The sequence below is a fragment of the Streptomyces albus subsp. albus genome, from assembly GCF_000725885.1.
In the GTDB taxonomy this organism is placed as follows: domain Bacteria; phylum Actinomycetota; class Actinomycetes; order Streptomycetales; family Streptomycetaceae; genus Streptomyces; species Streptomyces albus.
Genome location: NZ_JODR01000004.1, coordinates 90,375 through 107,393, shown reverse-complemented (window position 1 = coordinate 107,393; position 17,019 = coordinate 90,375). Strand labels below are relative to the sequence as shown.

Here is a 17,019-nt window from a genome sequence, read left to right as displayed (position 1 = left end):
GTGCCGGGCCGGCCGGTCAGCTGTTGAGGTCCGCCAGCACCCGCAGGGTGTGCGGGTCGGGCGCCAGCACCAGCAGGTCCGTCACCGGGCCCGACCGCCACCTGTCGAGCCGTTCGGCGATCCGCTCCCGGGGGCCGACCAGGGAGATCTCGTCGGCGAACGCGTCGGGCACGGCGCGGACCGCCTCCTCGCGGCGGCCCCGCGCGAACAGCTCCCGCACGTGCGCCGCCTCGTCGGCGTACCCCATGCGTGCCATCAGCTCGGCGTGGAAGTTGCGCCGGGCGTGCCCCATGCCGCCGACGTAGAAGCCCAGCATGGCCTTGACGGGCAGCAGGCCCTCGGTGACATCCGCGCAGACCCGGGCCTGTGCCAGCGGGGCGACCAGGAACCCCTCCGGGGCCTGTGCCAGCGCCCCAGCGTGGTCGCCGGCCCGGTCGGGCGACCAGTACAGCGGGAGCCAGCCGTCGGCGATCCGCGCGGTCTGCGCGATGTTCTTGGGGCCTTCCGCGCCCAGCAGCAGCGGCAGGGTGCTGCGCAGCGGGTGGGTGACGGACTTGAGGGGCTTGCCCATGCCCGTGCCGTCGGGGCCCGTGTAGGGGTGCGTGTGGTAGCGGCCGGCCAGCCGTACGGGCCCCTCGCGGCGCAGCACCTGCCGCACCACGTCCACGTACTCGCGGGTGAGGGTCAGCGGCGAGGAGGGGAACGGCCGCCCGTACCAGCCCTCCACCACCTGCGGCCCGGACAGGCCCAGCCCCAGCATCATCCGTCCGCCGGAGAGGTGGTCGAGGGTGAGGGCGTGCATGGCGGTGGCGGTCGGGGTGCGGGCCGCCATCTGCGCCACGGCCGTTCCCAGCCGGATGCGGGAGGTGTGCGCCGCGATCCAGGTGAGCGGGGTGAAGGCGTCCGAGCCCCAGGACTCGGCGGTCCACACCGAGTGGTAGCCCAGGTCCTCCGCCGTGCGGACGAGGTCCAGATGGCGGGGGTCGGGGCCGCGGCCCCAGTAGCCGAGCGCCAGTCCGAGCCGCATCCTCGTCCCCCTCCCGCACCCGCGGAACTGACGTACCGTCAGTCATGGTCCGGTGCAGGGTACGGCAACGGCTCCCCCGCCCGGAAGGGCGAGGGGCCGAGGCGCGGGGCGCGGTGCCGGCCGGTGGACGGCTCAGCCGCGCTGGATGTTGGAGGTGTCCTGGAGGATGCCGCGGCGGCCGTCCTGCGTCTGGGCGACCAGCGCCTGGCCGCGCTGCTCGACCGCCAGGTACCAGGTGCCCGGTGCCAGTTCGGCGATCGGCTGCGGCGAGCCGTCCTCCGGGAAGAGGGGACGCGCCATCGGGACGGCGAACCAGAACGGCTGGAAGTTGGGGTCCGGGGCGCCGGCCGCGGCACCCTGCGGGCCGCCGTGCGACTGGGCGTCCTGCGGCTGGCCGCCCTGCACGGGCTGGCCGCCGTAGGGGCCCGGCTGACCGCCCTGCGGAGCACCGGGGTAGCCGTAACCGCCCTGCTGCGGGGCGCCCGGGTAGCCGTAACCGGCCTGCTGCGGACCGCCGTAGGGGCCGGGACGGGGGCCGGCGGCGGGCATCAGCGGGGCGGAGAGCGCCGGGACCGTCGGGCTGACGAGTGCCGCGACCGCGCCGATCAGTGAGGCGATCAGCGCGATGATCGCGCCGGCGCCCATGCTGGCCTGGTCGGGGGCGACGATCATCGCCCACACCGCCGACCACAGCGAGACGACGAGCAGACTGGTGCCGAACTGCGGCAGCGTGACGGCACCGAACTTGCGGCCCTCCGGCAGGAAGCGCCCGATGATCAGCAGTGCGGCGCCGATGATGCCCGTCAGGAAGACGGTGGGCAGGATGAGCTGGAGCTTCTCCGTGTCCCAGGCGTTCGGCATCTCGATCTTGTCGCAGAAGGAGCCATCGCAGTCTGCGGAGAAGTAATCGAGGAACGAAGCGATGAACAGCAGCACCGCTGCTCCTATCACCGCGCCGTCGCCTCGCGTGAGCGAGCGGATGTTCACGTGGGGTCCTTAATCGGTCTGGTCATGGTTGGAGTCTGCCGGGGGTGAGCACCCCATCGTACGGATGACACTACGGGCCGCTCCGGGGGGTTCGCTCCTCGGTTTCATGATTTCCCGCCCTCTGCGGCCAGGAAAGCCGTGATCCCGTCCGCGACCCCGCGCGCCGCCTTTTCGCGCCACTTCGCCGAGGTGAGGTGCGCGGCATCACGCCGGTCCCGCATGTTGCCGCATTCGAGGAAGACCTTGGGAACACGGCTCAGGTTGAGCCCGCCCAGGTCGTCTCTTGTGTCCAAACCGTTGCCGTCGCCCAGATAGTTGGCAGGGGGTTCGCCGGTGGCCTCGCGGAACGCGTCCCGCAGCTCCTTGCCCAGCCGCCGGGAGGGGCCCGCGATCTTCCGGGTGTCCGCGGCGCCCTTGTGCACGGATGCGGGAAGAATCACATGGAAACCACGGCTTCCACTGGGCGCACCGTCCGCATGGAGCGAAATGGCGGCGTCCGCTTGTGCCTGATTTCCCTTTTCCGCGCGTTCATCCACGCATGGGCCGTACGGTTCGTCCCCGTCGTGTGTAAACCGTACGGTCGCTCCGCGTTCTCGAAGCTGCGTACGGACCCGGTGCGCCAGATCGAGTGTGAACTCCGCCTCCGGGTAACCGGAATTGGTGGCGGTGCCCGTGGTGTCGCATTCCTTCTTTCCCGTGCCGATATCGACGGGCCGGGAAATCGCGCCGGGCTGGTCGCGGTTGTGCGGGTTGTGGCCGGGGTCCACCACGACCACCATGCCGCGCAGCGGACGGTCCGCCGGGCGGCTGCGGCCCTGCCCGGCCCCGTTGTCCCGGTCGTCGTGCCCGGAGCCCGTCTCCTTCGACGGCCGCGGCGACGCCGTCGCCGCCGGGGAGCGCTCCCCGCCCTTACGGCCGTCCTCGTCGCCGGCCGGCCCGGACGCCCCGCACCCGGCGGCACCCAGGCACACGGCCCCGGCGGCCAGCACGGCCACCACCTGTCGGCCGCCCGTCCGCCGCCGCTTCACGAAGCATCCATTCGACACGGCCGTAGATGGTAGGCCCTCGGGGGTGCGGCGGCCCAGGACGGCCTCCGGGGGCGGGGCGGTGCTCCGCGTCGCGACCCGCCCGCCGGGCCGTCCGTGGCCGCCCCGGACCTGCTCGCCGCCCCGGGGCCGCCTGTCGTCCCGGGCCCGACCGTAGCTCCGGGCCCGTCCATCGTCCCGGGACCGCCCCTCGCCTCGAATCCGTCCATCGTCCCGGGGCCGCCTGTCACCCCGAGCCTGCCCCTCGCCCCGAATCCGTCCGTCGGGCCCGGGCCGTCCGCCGGCTCAGCGGCGGCGCAGCACACGCAGCGACCCCGTCGCCGGGCCCGGGGTGTACGCGCCCGACGCCAGGGCGCGTTCGTGGATGTGGTGCGGGGCCTGGCCGCCGTCCGCCGGGTCGGGGAAGACGTCGTGTATGACCAGCAGCCCGCCCGGCGCCAGGTGCGGCGTCCAGCCCTCGTAGTCGGCGGTGGCGTGCTCCTCGGTGTGACCGCCGTCGATGAACACCAGTCCCAGTGGCGTCCCCCACACCGCCGCCACCTGCGGGGACCGTCCGACCAGGGCGACGACGTGCTCCTCCAGCCCTGCGGCGTGCAGCGTACGGCGGAAGGTGGGCAGCGTGTCCATCCTGCCCACGACCGGGTCGACGACCTCCGGGTCGTGGTACTCCCAGCCCGGCTGCTGCTCCTCGCTGCCCCGGTGGTGGTCCACGGTGAGCGCGGTGACGCCCGCGCGGCGCGCCGCGTCCGCCAGCAGCAGGGTGGAGCGCCCGCAGTAGGTGCCCACCTCCAGCAGCGGCAGCCCCAGCGCTCCCGCCTCGACGGCCGCCGCGTACAGCGCCAGCCCCTCGTCACGCGGCATGAAGCCCTTCGCCGCCTCGAACGCGGCGAGCGTCCGCGGCTCCGGTCGGGCCGCCGTCCTCGTGACGGGTTCGTCAGTGGCCTGGTTCATCGCTCGTCCCTCACCTGTCCTCGGCCGTCCTCATCTGCCGGGCGCCTGCGGACGCCCGTCGTTCCGCGCTCCATCGCGGGCCGGCGCGGCGTGCGGCCATGCTGCCCTACCGCCGTCCGCCCCGCGGGTGGCAGGTGGCCTCCACGGGCCACCCCGGCCCCCGGCGTGCCCGTTCCGCGCGCGCCTTCCCTCTTTGTGGAACGTGTTCTACCGTGCCCCGCATGACCAACCGCAACGCGGACACACACGGCGGCGGTATCGGAATCACCCAGGAGCAACGGGAGTTGGCGGCCTCCGTACGGGGCTGGCTGGCGCGCGCCGTACCCGACAAGGAACGGCGCGCCGCGCTGGACTCGCCACCGACCCGGGGGCGCCCCGCCCACTGGGACGGCCTCGTGCGGCAGCAGTTGTGCGGCATCCACCTGCCGGAGAGCGCGGGCGGCGCAGGCGGTTCCCTGCTCGATCTGGCGGTCGTGCTGGAGGAGACCGGCCGCGCCGCCCTGCCCGGCCCCTTCCTGCCGCACGTCCTCGCGGCCGGACTGCTGCACCAGGTGGGAGCGGACCCCCACCTGGTGCGCGAGCTGGCCACGGGCGCGCGGATCGGGGCCGTGGCCCTGGGGCCCGGCACCCTTGCGGCCACCCGGCGCGACTACGGCGACTGGACACTGACCGGCACCGCCCCGCCCGTGCTCGGCGGCGCGGAGGCTGGTCTGCTGGTCCTCGCGGCGCACGTCCGGCCGGACACGGAGGCGGCGGACGGGGGCCCCGGCACGGCGGACGGGCGCGGCCCGGGAACGGAGCAGGGCCCCCAGGACCCCCACGGCCCCGGCACCACCGTGTGGTTCGCCGTGGACGCCGCCGCGCTCGACGTGCGCCCGCACACCGGCGCCGACCCGCTGCGCCCCACCGCCGAGGTCACGGCCCAGGGCGTGACCGTGCCGCACTCCCGTCTGCTGCCCCTGGACGACGCGGACGTGACCGACCTGGCGTATGTGCTGCTCTCCGCGGAGGCGTGCGGGGTGGCCGCCTGGGCGCTGGCCACCGCCACCGGGCACGCCCGCGTACGGGAACAGTTCGGTCGCCCCATCGGCCAGTTCCAGGCCGTCAAACACCTGTGCGCCGACATGCTCCTCCGTCTCGAAGAGGCCCGCGCCCTCACCTGGGACGCGGCGCGCGCGGCCGGGGAGGCGGACGGCCGGGTGCGGGGCCTGACCGCGGCGCTGGCCGCCTCCGCCGCGCTGGAGGCGGCCCACAGCTGCGCGAAGGACTGCGTTCAGATCCTCGGCGGCATCGGCTTCACCTGGGAGCACGACGCGCACCTGTATCTGCGCAGGGCGCTGGTGGCCCGGCAGTTGGCGGGCCCCGGCCGCGTCCACCGGCTGCGGGCCGCACGCCTGGCGGGCGAGGGGGTGCGCCGCGCGCTGCGCACCCAGCTGCCGCCCGAGGCGGAGGCGTACCGTGCCGAGGCCCGCGAGGTTATCGCCCCGCTGCGGGGCCAGGACCCGGCCGCGGTGCGCCGCGCACTGGCGCCCACCGGCTACGCGGCCCCGCACCTGCCCCGCCCCTACGGGCTCGACGCCGGGCCGGTGCGGCAACTGGCGATCCAGCGGGAGCTGGAGGAGGCCGGGGTGAAGGTGTCCGACCTGGGCATCGCCACCTGGGTGGTGCCCTCCCTGATCGCCTTCGGCACCCCGGAGCAGCGCGACCGCCACCTGCCGCCGACCCTGCGCGGTGATGTGCTGTGGTGCCAGCTGTTCTCGGAGCCGGGCGCCGGCTCCGACCTGGCCTCGCTGCGCACCCGTGCGGAGCGGACGGCGGACGGGGGCTGGCGCGTCGACGGGCAGAAGGTGTGGACGTCGGCGGCGCAGTGGGCGGACTGGGGCATCCTGCTGGCCCGCACCGACCCCGAGGCGCCCAAGCACAAGGGGCTGACGTTCTTCCTCGTCGACATGAAGAACACCCCGGGCATCGAGGTGCGTCCGCTCACCGAGATCACCGGGGACGCCCTGTTCAACGAGGTGTGGTTCGACGACGCCGTGCTGCCGGCCGACGCCGTGGTCGGGCAGGTGGACGACGGCTGGCGGGTGGCGCGGCACACCCTGGGCAACGAGCGGGTGCACATGGCCGACCAGGTCGCCTTCAGCACCGGACTGGAAGCCCTCGTCGCCCGGCTGGCCGAGGGGGACGGGGACGGCGGCGTCGACGACACCGTACGGGAGCGCGTCGGCGCGCTCGCGGCGCAGGCGCACGCGCTGGCGTGCATCGGGCTGCGCACCACGCTCCAGCAGGTGGCGGGCCTCGACCCGGGCGCCGGCGCCAGCGTGCGCAAGCTCCTCCAGACCCCGCACCAGCAGAACGTCGCCGAGCTGGCCCTGGAACTGCTCGGCCCGGCCGGTGCGGTGCGGGAGGGCCCGGGGGAGCGGGCCGTGCACGGATTCCTGATGTCCCGCTGCCTGACCATCGCGGGCGGCACCACCCAGGTCCAGCTCAACGTGGTGGCCGAACGGCTGCTGGGCCTGCCGCGCGACCCGGAGCCGCGACCCTGACCCGTCCCGGGTGCCCGGGGCACCGGGGCGCCCGGGCATGCGACCGAGGAGCAGCCATGACCGGAAAGGCGTTCGTCATCGGCGTCGGGATGACCCCCTTCGTCAAACCCGAGACACGGGAGTGGCCGTACTGGGAGATGGCGCGGGAGGCGGGCGAGGCGGCCCTCGCCGATGCCGGCGTCCCCTACGACCGGGTGGGGCAGGCGGCCGTGGGCCACTGCCACCAGCCCTCCACCGCCGCGCAGCGCGCCGTCTACCAGCTCGGCCTCACCGGCATCCCCGTCTACAACGTCAACAACAACTGCGCCACGGGTTCGAGTGCGCTGATGCTGGCCCGCCAACTGGTGGCCTTTGGCGTCGAGGACTGCGTACTGGCGCTCGGCTTCGAGAAGATGAAGAAGGGCGCGCTGGGCGCCGGCGCGGGCGGCGGGGACTTCGCCGCCTCGCCCGTGGCCCGCCACTACGGGGTGATGGCGGCCCGGCACGGTTTCAAGGACACACCGCCCACCGCGCAGATCTTCGGCAACGCCGCCCGCGAGCACATGGAGCGGTACGGGACGACGCGGGAACAGCTGGCCGCCGTCGCGGAGAAGAACCACCGTCACTCCGCGGCCAACCCCAACGCCCAGTTCCGCGACGTGTACGCGCTCGGCGACATCCTCTCCGCGAAGACCGTGCACGATCCGCTGACCAAGCTCCAGTGCTCGCCCACGTCCGACGGCGCCGCCGCGGCGGTGGTCGTCTCGGAGCGGTTCGTGCGGGAGCGGGGGCTCGCCGACCGCGCCGTGGAGATCGCGGGCCAGGCCATGACGACCGACACGGAGGAGTCCTTCGCCTCCGGCTCCTGCATCGACGTCGTGGGCCGCCCCATGTCCCGCGACGCCGCCGCCCGCGCGTACGAGGAGAGCGGGCTGGGCATCGAGGACGTCGACGTGGTCGAACTCCACGACTGCTTCTCCGTCAACGAGTTGCTCACCTACGAGGCGCTCGGCATGTGCCCGGAGGGGGAGTCGGGCGAACTGGCCGCCTGCGGGGCCACGACCTACGGCGGCCGGTGGGTGGTCAACCCCTCCGGAGGGCTCATCTCCAAGGGACACCCGCTGGGCGCCACCGGCATCGCCCAGTGCGCGGAGCTGGTGTGGCAACTGCGGGGGGAAGCCGGCGAACGCCAGGTGGACGGCGCCCGCGTGGGCCTGGCCCACAACATCGGCCTGGGCGGCGCCGCGGTCGTCACCGTGCTGCGGCGCTGAACGTCCCGCTCCCCGCGCGGCCACCCGAAAACGCGGAGGGGAGGACGGGGCCGAACTGCCAGACTGTCGGCATGCCGCAACCCGCACCCGACGCCGCCGCCTCGTCCGCGATATCCGGGGCCGCCGGGGCTCCCCGCCTGTGGGCGGTGGTCCTGGCGGCATGCGCCGGCCAGTTCCTCGTCGTCCTCGACGTCTCCGTGGTGAACGTCGCGCTCCCGTCCATGCGGGACACCCTCGCGCTGTCCGAGACGGGTCTCCAGTGGGTGGTCAACGCCTACACCCTCACCTTCTCCGGCCTGATGCTGCTGGGCGGCCGGGCCGCCGACCTGTTCGGGCGCAAACGGGTCTTCCTGGCCGGGCTCGCCCTGTTCACGGCGGCCAGCCTCGCCGGGGGGCTCGCACAGGAACCGTGGCACCTGCTGGCGGCGCGCGGCGTCCAGGGCATGGGCGCCGCGATCCTGGCACCGGCCACGCTCACCCTGCTGACGACGTCCGTGCCGGAGGGGGCGGCCCGCACCCGGGCCGTGGCCACCTGGTCGGCGGTCGGCGCGGGCGGCGGCGCCGCGGGCGGCCTGGTCGGCGGGGTGCTCACCGACGCGCTGTCCTGGCGGTGGGTGCTGCTGATCAACGTGCCCGTCGGCGTGGTCGTCCTGGCGGCGGCTGCCGTGTGGCTCACCGAGAGCCGGGCGACGGCCGTGCGCCGGCTCGACGTGCCCGGCGCGCTGCTGGCCACCCTGGGCCTGGGCGCGGTGGCCTACGGCATCGTCCGTACCGACACCGCCGGCTGGGCCGCGCCCAGTGCGCTGGGCCCGCTGGCCGCGGGGCTGGCGATGCTCGCCCTGTTCGTGGCGGTGGAGGCGCGGGCCGCCGAGCCGCTGGTGCCGCTGCGGCTGTTCCACTCGCGCGCCGTCTCCGCCGCGAACGTGGCCATCTTCATCAACGGCCTGGCCATGTTCGCCATGTGGTACTTCCTCTCCCTCCACACCCAGAACGTGCTGGGCTACACCCCGCTCCAGGCCGGTTTCGCGCTGGTGCCGCACTCGCTGACCATCGTGCTGGGCTCCAAGATCGCCCCGTACCTGATGGCCCGCGTGGGCGACCGCTGGCTGGCGGTCGCCGGGTCGGTCATGGCGGGCCTCGGCTATCTGTGGCAGAGCACCATGGGCGCGCACGGCGACTACGCCACCACGATCCTGGGCCCCGGCATCCTGATGTCCCTGGGCGCCGGACTGGCGGCGACCCCGCTGGCCACCATCGCGACGGCCACCGACGACGCGGACGAGGCGGGGCTGCTGTCCGGGCTGTTCGGCACCAGCCGCACCATGGGCGGCGCCCTGGGCCTGGCGGTGCTCTCGACGGTGGCCGCTGCCCGTACCGACGGCCGCCACGATCCGGCCTCGCTGGCCGCCGGCTACGGCATGGCCTTCCGCACCGGCGCGGCGCTGTTGGCCGGCTGTGTCCTGTTCATGATCGTCGCCCTGCCCCGTACCACCGCGTCCCGCACCTCCGGGTCCCGCCCCGGACCGGCGCCCGAGGCCGGCTGACGGGCGCGGGCTACAGCCAGCCGTTGCGGCGGGCGGCGCGGACGGCTTCCATCCGGTTGCGGGTGGAGGTCTTGCCGATGGCGGCGGACAGATAGTTGCGGACGGTCGCACCGGACAGATGCAGGCGGGCGGCGATGTCGGCGACGGTCGAACCGTCGGCGGCGGCGGTGAGCACCTCCTGCTCGCGGCGGGTGAGCGGATTGGGGCCCGCGCTGAGGGCGGCTGCCGCCAGCGCGGGGTCGATGACGCGCTCCCCGTCCAGCGCTCTGCGGATCGCCCCCGCCAGCTCCTCGACGGGGCCGTCCTTGACGAGGAAGCCACCGGCGCCCGACTCCATGGCGCGGCGCAGATAGCCGGGGCGGCCGAAGGTGGTGAGGATCAGCACCGTGCAGGAGGGCAGCCGCTCGTGCAGTTCGGCGGCGGCGTCCAGACCGCTGCGGCCGGGCAGTTCGATGTCGAGCAGCGCCACGTCGGGCCGCACCTCCAAGGCGGTGGGCACGATCTCCTCCCCGGAGCCCAGCCGGGCGACGATCTCGATGTCGTCCTCCAGCTCCAGCAGCAGGGCGAGCGCGCCGCGCATCATGCCCTGGTCCTCCGCCAGCAGGACCTTGATCACCGTGTCGTCCTCTCCGTGCCCGCCGTCGCGGCGGCGGTGGCCGTACCGGGCGGCTGCCCGGCGTCCTGGTCCGGCTCCGCGGGCAGTTCGGCCACCACCCGGAAGCCCCGGCGCCCGTCGGGGCCGCCGTCGAGGGTGCCGCCGGCCGCGCCCAGCCGCTCGGCCAGCCCCCTTGAGCCCGGTGCCGCCGGAGCCGCCCGTCGTTCGGGAGGGGGAGCCTACGGCACCCGGCGCCGCCGGGCCGTGGCCGTCGTCGGTGACGGTCAGCCGCACCCGGTCCCCGGTGGCCCGCACCTCGATCTCGCAGCGGGCCGCGCCGCTGTGCCGCACCGTGTTGGTGACGCTCTCGCGCACCACCCAGCCCAGCAGGGCCTCGGTCTGCGGGGCCAGGGGCGGGCCGGAGCGGCGGACGACCACCTCGACGGCGGCGGCCTCCAGCACGGATCGGGCCCGCTCCAGCTCGGTGCTCAGGCTGCCCTCGCGGTAGCCGCTGACCGCCTCGCGGATCTCGGTGAGGGCCTGGCGGCCGACGGCCTCGATGTCGGCCGCCTGGGCCAGGGCGGCGTCCAGGTCGCGGCGGCCCAGGCGCCGTACGGCCTCCGCCTTGACGACGACCACCGAGAGGGTGTGGCCGAGCAGGTCGTGCAGGTCGCGGGAGAAGCGCAGCCTCTCCCGTTCGACGGCGGTGCGGGCCAGCTCCTGCCGGGTCTCCTCCAGTTGGCGCACCGTGTCGAAGAGGTTCAGCACGGCCGCGGTCACCATGCCGGAGACGAAGGTGCCGTAGCCGATGCCGAGGGATTCGGACGCGTCGCCCTGGTCCCAGCCGGTCAGCACCCCGGCGGTGCCGCTGAGGAGGATCAGCCACAGGCCCAGCCGTTTGCCGTGCAACTGCCGCACGGCGCCGGAAGCGAGGGAGAGCAGCGGGAAGAACAGCATCCACGAGCCGCCGTAGCCCAGGGCGACGGCGAACGTGACGGCCGTCAGTCCGGCGAGTCCGTACAGCGGTGTGCGCCGGTCGCCGTGGCGCGGGTCGAAGGCGGTGAAGACCACGAAGATGTACAGCGAGTTGAAGGCGAGCAGCGCCGCGCCGCCGATCCACGGGTTGCCCGCCTCGCCCTGGATGACGTGGGAGAAGGCGCCCACGCCCATCAGGAGCCACGGCAGGAAGGTGTATTTGCCGGGCCCCTTGCCGCGGGGCACGGTCCGGGTGCCGCTGCCGGCGGTGCCGGGGACCGCCTGGGTCGTCGTCATGCCCACGACGGTACGGGCGCGGACCCGAGCGGGGCAGATGCGGATGTCGGACGTCGGGCGGGACGAATGTCACGGGTGGCCGTGGGCTGACGCCCCGTCAGGTCTTCCCAAGCGCGGGGCTCTGCGTTATACAGGTAGCGCCCAGCGGTTTAGAACACGTTCTTGTTCCGGCTCCCTGGCCCGGCCGACGGTGCGGACGGCCGGGCCAGGGTCCGTCCCGGGACCCGGCGAGGATGCGAGGAGCCCACCACCCCATGCCCATCGACGCAGCGAAGGCACTGGCCGCCGAACCCCGCAGCACCGAGATCACCTGGGACCACAAGGACATCCAGCTCTACCACCTCGGCCTGGGCGCGGGCGTCCCCGCGACCGACCCGGCCGAACTGCGCTACACGCTGGAGAGCAAACTCCACGTCCTGCCCTCCTTCGCCACCGTGGCCGGCGCCGGGATGGGCGTCGTCGGCGGACTGTCCGCACCCGGCATCGAGGTGGACCTGGCGGCCGTGCTGCACGGCACCCAGTCCGTCACCAGCCACCGGCCGATCCCCACCGCGGGCCGCGCCACCTCCACCTCCCGCGTCGCCGACGTCTACGACAAGGGCAAGGCCGCCGTCCTCGTCCTGCGCACCGACGTCGCCGACGAGGACGGCCCGCTGTGGACGAGCGAGGCCCAGCTCTTCGTCCGCGGGGAAGGCGGCTTCGGCGGCAAACGCGGGCCCTCGGTGCGGCAGGATCCCCCCGAGCGGGAGCCCGACCTGGTCACCGAACGCGGCATCCGCGAGGAGCAGGCCCTGCTCTACCGCCTCTCCGGGGACTGGAACCCGCTCCACGCCGACCCCGAGTTCGCCCGGCTCGCCGGCTTCGACCGGCCGATCCTGCACGGCCTGTGCTCCTACGGAATGGCACTCAAGGCCGTCGTGGACGAACTGCTCGGCGGGCACGTCACCCGGGTGTCGTCGTACGCGGTGCGGTTCGCCGGGATCGTCCACCCCGGCGAGACCCTCCGGGTGCGCGCCTGGCACCTGGACGAGACCCGCATCCAGCTCACGGCCACGGCCGTGGAACGCGACGACGCCCCCGTGCTCGGGGACGGCGTGCTGACCCACACCTGACGGCCCGCCCCTCCCGCCCGCCTCCGGCACCGCACCACCCCTGGGACCCACCGCACCCGGCAACGCACCGCACCCTCGACCACCGCTTCCGAAGGGAGCCCCACGTGCGCGCAGCGGTACTGCTCGAAACCGGTCAGGACACACTCGAAGTGGTCGAGGACGCCGAACCCGCCGGGTTCGGCCCCGGCAAGGTGCGGGTCCGCATGCGGGCCACCGGACTGTGCCACTCCGACCTCTCCGCGATGGGCGGCATCCTCCCGCAGCCCGCCCCCTTCGTGCCCGGCCACGAAGGCGCCGGCGAAGTGCTGGAGGTGGGGGAGGGGGTCACCCATGTGGCACCCGGCGACCGGGTGCTGGTGTGCTGGCTGCCCGCCTGCAACAACTGCCCCGCCTGCCGCCGCGGGCAGCGCCATCTGTGCCTGGCGGGCTTCATGAACGCGGGCACCCCCAACTTCCGCCGCACCGGCGGCGACCTGTTCGGCTTCGCGGGCACCGGCACCTTCGCCGAGGAAGTCGTACTGGACGCGCCGTGCGCGGTGCCCGTACCCGACGACGTGCCGTTCGACATCGCCGCGCTCATCGGCTGCGGGGTGACCACCGGGCTGGGCGCCGCCTTCAACACGGCGCGCGTCGAGGCCGGTTCGTCCGTGGCGGTGATCGGCTGCGGCGGCGTCGGCATCAGCGTCGTGCAGGGGGCGCGGGCGTGCGGGGCCGCCCGCATCGTGGCCGTGGACCCGGTGGCCGCACGGCGGGAGGCGGCCTTGCGGTTCGGCGCCACCGAGGCCGTCGCACCGGACGGACTCGCCGCCGCCAAACGGGAACTGACCGGCGACGAGGGCTTCGACTACGTCTTCGAGGTGGTGGGCAGGTCGGCGACGGCGCGGACCGCCTACGAGACCACCCGGCGCGGCGGCACCCTGTGCGTGGTGGGCGCCGGCGCCATGGACGACCAGCTCCAGTTCAACATGTTCGAGCTGTTCTTCGACGAGAAGCGCATCCTCCCCTCCCTCTACGGCGGCGGCGACGTCCTGCACTCCTACGACCGCGCGATCGCGCTGTGGCGCGCGGGCCGCATCGACCTGGAGGGGCTGATCACCCACCGGGTGCCGCTGGACCGGATCAACGACGCCGTCGAGCAGATGCGCACGGGCGAGGCGCTGCGCACCACCATCACCTTCTGAGCACTTGAGGCGCACCGTACCGCCGGGCACGCGGGTGACCGCCCGTGCCCGCGGGCCATCGTGAGGAGCGTGAGGAGACGGCATGTCTGAGCACAGTCTGCGGGGCAGGACGGCGATCGTGACCGGTGCGGGACGCGGGCTCGGCCGCGCCGAGGCGCTGGAGCTGGCCCGGCACGGCGCCCGCGTGGTCGTCAACGACTACGGCAGTCCCGGCAGGGACGGCAGCGGCGGCGCCTCGGCGGAGCCGGCCGAGGAAGTGGCCGCCGAGATCCGCGCCGCGGGCGGCGAGGCCGTCGCACACCAGGGCGACGTGGCCGACTTCGCGCAGGCCGGCGAACTGGTCCGGCTCGCCCTCGACACCTGGGGCTCGCTGGACATCCTCGTCAACAACGCGGGCATCCTGCGGGACCGCATGATCTTCTCGATGAGCGAGGAGGAGTGGGACACGGTCGTCCGCGTCCACCTCAAAGGCCACTTCAACACCACGCACTTCGCCGCGGCCCACTGGCGCGAACGGTCCAAGGCCACGGGCGGCCCCGTCTACGGCAGGATCGTCAACACCTCCTCCGAGGCGTTCGTGGCGGGCTCGGCGGGCCAGCCCAACTACGCGGCGGCCAAGGGCGGCATCGTCGGCCTGACCACCTCGACGGCGGGCGCCCTCGCCAAGTACGGAGTGACCACCAACGCCATCTGCCCCCGCGCCCGCACCCGGATGACCGAGGACGTCTTCGAGGGCTTCGAGGTGCCCGCCGACGGCCCCGATCCACTGGCACGCGAACACGTTTCGCCCCTGGTGGCCTACCTCGCCTCCCCGGCCGCCTCCCACGTCAACGGCCAACTGCTCGTGGTGCACGGCGGCATGGTGGCCGTCCTCGACCGGCCCCGCGTCGCGGCCAAGTTCGACACCGCCAAGGACGTGTTCACCCTCGACGAACTCGACGAGAAGCTGACGCCCTTCTTCGCCGGCCGCTCCCCGCGCGAGACCTTCGCGGCGACCGAGGTACTGGCCCTCAAGAAGGACTGACCGGGGCCGCCTCGGATGCCGGGGCAGGCCCGGCACCTTGCGAACACGACGGAGCCCCGGCCACCGCGGGTCGGGCGGCGGCCGGGGCTCCGGTGTCGTGGCACGGTACGCCGTACCGTGCGGGGCCCGCCTGCCGGACGGGCCCGGCGGTCACTGTGCTGCGGGCTCGGGACGCCGGTGGCGCCCCTGCGCGGGTACGGTCTGTTCCTCGTGTGCGGCGGCCTTCCCCCTGTGCTTCCCCCGGTGAGTCCCCTCGCCGGCCGTCTGCGTGTCGCTCGGCGTCTCGGTCTGGGCGTCGGACATCCCGATGTCACTCCGTCAATCTGTCGCTGCCGTCGTACCCGGCGGAGTTTATCGACCATGACCGACACCCTCCCGGCCGTTTCGGCGCGCGGTCACGCCCTCCCGCCGGTCAGCGGGGCCTCCTGGAGCGGCACCGGTTTCGCCGCGGGCCCGTACCCGGCCCCCAACGACCGCCCGCCGCCTGCGGAAACGGACCTGCGGACCAGGGAAGCCAGCAGTCCGGTAGCCGGTCCTCCGTGACCGTGATGTTGCAGAGCCGTAATGCCGTGCGCGCCACCGCCCACGCCGGCCACCCGGCCCGCGAACCGCACACCCCCCGGCTCCTCCGCACCGCCGGCACCCTCGCCCCGGCCCCGGACGCCGGACGGCCGCGCCGGCCCCACCGGCCACGGCACCGTGGCCGGATGGGAGGTCACCACGGGGGGCCGCACGGAGGCCGGGGTCGCGGGTGCGGTCGTCGCGGTCGGGGTCGGGGGCGTGGTCGTGGGTGCGGGTGCCGGCGGCGGGGGTGTGAGGGGCGGCGCGGTCGCGGTCGCAGTTGGGGTCGCGGGTGCGGAAGCGGGCACCTGAGCGGGTGCGGAGGCGGGCGCCCGCGTGGGTGCGGGCGGCGGAGGCGCGGGGGGCGGCGTGGACGCGGGTGCCGAGGCGGATACGGGGACGGCCGCCTCGTGTCCGGCCGTCGGCCTTGGGTCCGCGCCCCGGAAGGCCGTCGGCCCTGGGTCCGTTGCCTGTCCGGCCGTCGGCCTTGGGCCCGTTGCCTGTCCGGCCCTCGGCACCGGGTCCGCCACCCGTCGTCCGGCTGCCGACCCTGGGTCGGCCACCCGTCCGGCTGCCGATCCCGGGCCCGCCATCCGTCCGGACACCGGCCCGGGAACGGTCACCGGTCCCATCACCGGTCCAGGGCCCGTCACCAGTCCGGGGCCCGTCACCTGCGCCGGGCCCGCCTCGCGGTTCCGGTCCGTCGTACGGTCCGCCGCGTGTGCCGTCTCGCGGACCGTCGCGCGATCCGGCGCGGATCCGGTGCCCGACGCCGTCGGCAGGGTGTCCGCCGCGTCCGGCAGCGGGACCCGCATCCGGGCCAGGCCGCAGGGGTTCTGCGCCGTCGAGTACGGGACCCGCAGCTCGCCCTCGCGGGTCCACAGGCCCTTGCCGGCCAGCCAGCCGGGCGGTCCGGCCAGATGCCGCAGCTCCTTCAGCCCGGGCCGCCAGACCGCCGGCCAGGTGCCGTGCGGGGCGTCCACCCGGAGGGCGACCGCGCACCGCTCCGGCAGCAGCACCTGCCCCGGCTGGACGGCGATCGGCGTCAACCGGGCGTCCCTGGGGTGCAGGACCTCGGGGAAACGGACCGGACGGTGACTGCCCAGCACCCCCCAGCCGAGCCGCTCCTCGCCCGGCGCGTCCGAGCGCACCAGCAGCAGACCGCTGTCCGGATCGGCCAGCAGCAGCCGGTCGTTGCTCTCCTCGGTGATCTGGAGGAGCGGGGAGACGGCGCCGGTCACCACGTCCACCGTCACCGTCTTGACCGGGCCTGCGCCGTCGGGCCGGGTGACGTCCAGCGCCAGCAGCCTGCCCTCCGGGTCGAGCCAGGCGCCGCCTGAGCAGCGGCCCTCCAGCCGGGCGACCCGTTCCGGTCCGCGCACGGTGCCGCCGGCCACCCGCCACACTTCGGTGGCGCGGCCTTTCCGTCCGTCCGTCAGGGCGTAGGCGCGCATCCCGCACGGGGCCGGTGGCAGCAGTCGCAGCCGGCCGGTCTCCACGGTGCCCAGCGGTACCTCCCCGGTGTCGGGGCCCGAGGGGTACAGCAGTGCCAGCGCGCAGCGTTCCGGTGCCGGGCGGGCGACCAGTACGCGCCCGTCGGCGAGCGGCAGGACGCCGCCCGCGGGGTTCTCGGACCGCGCCGCGGGCAGCGGTACCGCGTACGGTTCGGGGCCGTCGAGTGTCCAGCGCTCGGGGTACCAGCGTTCCGTGCCGGGGCGCGTGGTGAGCCGGGCGGCGTACGATCCGTCGGCCGCGACCGTGAAGCTGTCGTTCATGACCCTCGCGACACTCACCGTCATGGTTCGGTCACCTCCAGTGACCGAAGCTAGGTGGCGGCCCCGTGCCGGGCCGACGGGAGCGGAACCGCTTCACGCATAAGGATGACCGGGGGCGGCTTCCCCGTGCCCCACCCCCCGAATGTGC

General features: G+C 74.6%; 11 protein-coding genes and 2 pseudogenes. 6 read left to right on the top strand and 7 right to left on the bottom strand.

Annotated elements, in window-relative coordinates:
• Positions 1-16: 16 nt before the first annotated feature.
• The 4 genes from IO40_RS0105245 to IO40_RS0105230 all read right to left on the bottom strand — a co-directional run bounded on the left by IO40_RS0105245 (position 17) and on the right by IO40_RS0105230 (position 4,011).
• Entirely contained in the window at positions 17-1,027 is a 1,011-nt protein-coding gene (locus IO40_RS0105245; RefSeq protein WP_016468735.1) for an LLM class F420-dependent oxidoreductase, read from the bottom strand.
• Positions 1,028-1,159: 132 nt separating this feature from the next.
• Positions 1,160-2,014, bottom strand: coding sequence for a DUF5336 domain-containing protein (locus IO40_RS0105240; RefSeq protein WP_030409585.1), 855 nt, complete (start codon positions 2,012-2,014; stop codon positions 1,160-1,162).
• A 104-nt stretch (positions 2,015-2,118) separates the two neighbouring features.
• Positions 2,119-2,793 (bottom strand): N-acetylmuramoyl-L-alanine amidase, encoded by a 675-nt coding sequence (locus tag IO40_RS0105235; protein WP_106963698.1) that lies wholly within the window; start codon positions 2,791-2,793, stop codon positions 2,119-2,121.
• Between the two features lie 552 nt (positions 2,794-3,345).
• A complete protein-coding gene (locus tag IO40_RS0105230) occupies positions 3,346-4,011 on the bottom strand; it encodes a class I SAM-dependent methyltransferase (protein WP_016468732.1) in 666 nt (221 codons plus the stop codon).
• A 221-nt stretch (positions 4,012-4,232) separates the two neighbouring features.
• Here IO40_RS0105230 and IO40_RS0105225 point away from each other — a divergent pair, with 221 nt between their 5' ends.
• The 3 genes from IO40_RS0105225 to IO40_RS0105215 all read left to right on the top strand — a co-directional run bounded on the left by IO40_RS0105225 (position 4,233) and on the right by IO40_RS0105215 (position 9,351).
• Positions 4,233-6,557: an acyl-CoA dehydrogenase family protein gene (locus tag IO40_RS0105225; protein ID WP_016468731.1), complete on the top strand. Its 2,325-nt coding sequence runs from the start codon at positions 4,233-4,235 to the stop codon at positions 6,555-6,557.
• Positions 6,558-6,613: 56 nt separating this feature from the next.
• On the top strand, positions 6,614-7,807 hold the full coding sequence (locus tag IO40_RS0105220) for a lipid-transfer protein (protein ID WP_016468730.1): 1,194 nt from the start codon (positions 6,614-6,616) through the stop codon (positions 7,805-7,807).
• A 71-nt stretch (positions 7,808-7,878) separates the two neighbouring features.
• A complete protein-coding gene (locus IO40_RS0105215; protein ID WP_031174944.1) occupies positions 7,879-9,351 on the top strand; it encodes an MFS transporter in 1,473 nt (490 codons plus the stop codon).
• A 10-nt stretch (positions 9,352-9,361) separates the two neighbouring features.
• On the opposite strand, the pseudogene IO40_RS0105210 reads toward IO40_RS0105215, so the two are convergent.
• A pseudogene (locus IO40_RS0105210) lies at positions 9,362-9,946 on the bottom strand (response regulator); the annotation flags it as partial.
• 17 nt (positions 9,947-9,963) lie between these two features.
• Positions 9,964-11,218: pseudogene (locus IO40_RS33150) on the bottom strand (sensor histidine kinase).
• A gap of 254 nt (positions 11,219-11,472) precedes the next feature.
• On the opposite strand from IO40_RS33150, the gene IO40_RS0105200 reads away from it, so the two are divergent.
• From IO40_RS0105200 to IO40_RS0105190, 3 genes are all read left to right on the top strand, one after another.
• Positions 11,473-12,330, top strand: coding sequence for a MaoC/PaaZ C-terminal domain-containing protein (locus IO40_RS0105200; protein ID WP_016468726.1), 858 nt, complete (start codon positions 11,473-11,475; stop codon positions 12,328-12,330).
• A gap of 104 nt (positions 12,331-12,434) precedes the next feature.
• Positions 12,435-13,511 carry a Zn-dependent alcohol dehydrogenase gene (locus IO40_RS0105195; RefSeq protein WP_016468725.1) on the top strand — a complete coding sequence of 359 codons (1,077 nt, stop codon included), beginning with the start codon at positions 12,435-12,437 and terminating at the stop codon, positions 13,509-13,511.
• Positions 13,512-13,593: 82 nt separating this feature from the next.
• Positions 13,594-14,535 carry a 3-oxoacyl-ACP reductase gene (locus tag IO40_RS0105190; protein ID WP_031174943.1) on the top strand — a complete coding sequence of 314 codons (942 nt, stop codon included), beginning with the start codon at positions 13,594-13,596 and terminating at the stop codon, positions 14,533-14,535.
• A gap of 395 nt (positions 14,536-14,930) precedes the next feature.
• Here IO40_RS0105190 and IO40_RS39635 read toward each other — a convergent pair whose 3' ends face one another.
• Positions 14,931-16,895, bottom strand: coding sequence for a hypothetical protein (locus tag IO40_RS39635; RefSeq protein WP_031174942.1), 1,965 nt, complete (start codon positions 16,893-16,895; stop codon positions 14,931-14,933).
• Positions 16,896-17,019: the final 124 nt, after the last annotated feature.